This window comes from Endozoicomonas atrinae, from assembly GCF_001647025.1.
Lineage (GTDB): Bacteria > Pseudomonadota > Gammaproteobacteria > Pseudomonadales > Endozoicomonadaceae > Endozoicomonas > Endozoicomonas atrinae.
Genome location: NZ_LUKQ02000486.1, coordinates 1 through 2,016 on the forward strand (window position 1 = coordinate 1; position 2,016 = coordinate 2,016).

The 2,016-nt window shown below is 45.0% G+C and carries 1 protein-coding gene and 5 tRNA genes; all 6 read right to left on the reverse strand.

All coding sequences use genetic code 11. The annotated features are described in order from the left end of the window. Nucleotides 1-342 precede the first annotated feature (342 nt). Nucleotides 343-418: transfer RNA gene (locus AK963_RS28225), tRNA-Lys, on the reverse strand. Nucleotides 419-455: 37 nt separating this feature from the next. Then, a tRNA-Asn gene (locus AK963_RS28230) sits at nucleotides 456-531 on the reverse strand. A 52-nt stretch (nucleotides 532-583) separates the two neighbouring features. After that, a tRNA-Lys gene (locus AK963_RS28235) sits at nucleotides 584-659 on the reverse strand. A 117-nt stretch (nucleotides 660-776) separates the two neighbouring features. Next, nucleotides 777-852, reverse strand: a tRNA-Lys gene (locus tag AK963_RS28240). Between the two features lie 37 nt (nucleotides 853-889). Next, a tRNA-Asn gene (locus AK963_RS28245) sits at nucleotides 890-965 on the reverse strand. 140 nt (nucleotides 966-1,105) lie between these two features. Further along, entirely contained in the window at nucleotides 1,106-1,708 is a 603-nt protein-coding gene (locus AK963_RS28250; RefSeq protein ID WP_066018628.1) for a peroxiredoxin, read from the reverse strand. Nucleotides 1,709-2,016 lie beyond the last annotated feature (308 nt).

A 2,016-nucleotide genomic window follows, 5' to 3' on the forward strand; every position in this document is an offset into this window, starting at 1 on the left:
TGCATCGTGAAAGTTTTCAGGAAAATCGGGAGTTTTAGGCATGACATTAACGGGATGAACAACAGGCTATTTAAAGTATAAAGGCAATCGCAGAATTCGTGACATATTTTGAAAATGAAATTGGTATAACCACAGAGATCACAAAGCTCACAAAGGAAAAGATAGAATTTTCTCTTTTTGAGTGAGCTTTGCGATGCCCGTCATGAATAGCAGAGATACAAAAAACCAGAAGCAATTCTAAGTCTTTATGATTCAATAAATCGAAGTGAAAATTTCAGACAGGCATAAAAAAACCGCTGGTAAAAAGGTCACCAACGGCTATTAAAACGATATAACTTGAAATGGTGGGTCGTGTAGGATTCGAACCTACGACCAATTGGTTAAAAGCCAACTGCTCTACCGACTGAGCTAACGACCCATTCGCACATCAACCACAGGCTAATATACAGAATAAGTGGCTCCCCGAGCTGGACTCGAACCAGCGACCCAATGATTAACAGTCATTTGCTCTACCAACTGAGCTATCAGGGAACTAATCGACAGTTTTACTGTACTGACAACATTCTCTTAGAAAAGAGGAAAATGGTGGGTCGTGTAGGATTCGAACCTACGACCAATTGGTTAAAAGCCAACTGCTCTACCAACTGAGCTAACGACCCATTCTTAACAAAGAATCTTTTAAAGAGCGAAACACTTCACTTATCACTGACACTTATTGAACAGGATAAAAAAACCGCCGATTCATAGGGCGGTTTATGCTGAAGCATAAAACAAAATGGTGGGTCGTGTAGGATTCGAACCTACGACCAATTGGTTAAAAGCCAACTGCTCTACCAACTGAGCTAACGACCCATTCGCACACCAGCCACAAGCTGACACACAAAATTAGTGGCTCCCCGAGCTGGACTCGAACCAGCGACCCAATGATTAACAGTCATTTGCTCTACCAACTGAGCTATCAGGGAACTATGCTTGGCTGCGACATCTCGTCACCAACCAACGGCAGCGAATGATAAGGTTATTTTGCCGTGAGTCAAGTATTCCACTGCAAAAAACTTTTTAAAAAAAAGCTGCATAAGCAGCTTTTTTCACTCGCCATACGGTCTTAGAGGCCGTCAGCACTCTCAGACAGGTACTTGGCAACACCATCTGGGGAAGCGGTCATCCCCTTATCGCCCTTGCTCCAGCCAGCAGGACAAACTTCGCCATGCTCTTCGTGGAACTGCAGAGCGTCAACCAGGCGAATCAGCTCATCCATGTTACGGCCCAGTGGCAGGTCGTTAACGATCTGGGAGCGAACCAGGCCTTCCTTATCGATCAGGAAAGCACCACGGAAAGCTACACCGCCTTCAGACTCAACGTCATAAGACTTACAGATGTCGTGTGTCATGTCAGCAGCCAGGGTGTATTTGACCTGACCGATACCGCCCTGATCAACAGGGGTATTACGCCATGCATTGTGAGTAAAGTGAGAGTCAATGGAAACACCAATCACTTCAACGCCACGCTCCTGGAAAGCATCCATACGGTGGTCCAGGGCAATCAGCTCAGAAGGACATACGAAAGTGAAGTCCAGTGGGTAGAAAAACAGCAGACCGTACTTACCACGGATGGCTTCGGACAGTGTAAAAGCATCAACAATAGAGCCGTCACCCAGTACAGCTGGTACCGTGAAGTCAGGAGCCTTCTTGCCTACTAAAACGCCCATAAGTGTTTCTCCAATGGTTTACGAAGCTATGGTTTACAAAGCCGTGCGTTTAATACGGTAGTCCAAATTCGACGCTAACCCGTACAGAATCACGCACCACAAAAAAACTGCGAACACAATGATACACAGGAGTACGGTTTTCGCCTACCACAACAGAGGCAAATAGCTACTTTTTTTAAGACAATACTCCGGACACTATTATGCAGCGATAGCACCATAGCTACTTAGCTCCTCATAAGTATTCATGACTTTTTCGTCATTCATTGCCAAGCCTAACTTCTCAAAAACTCTGTGCATCAGGTTCTGAT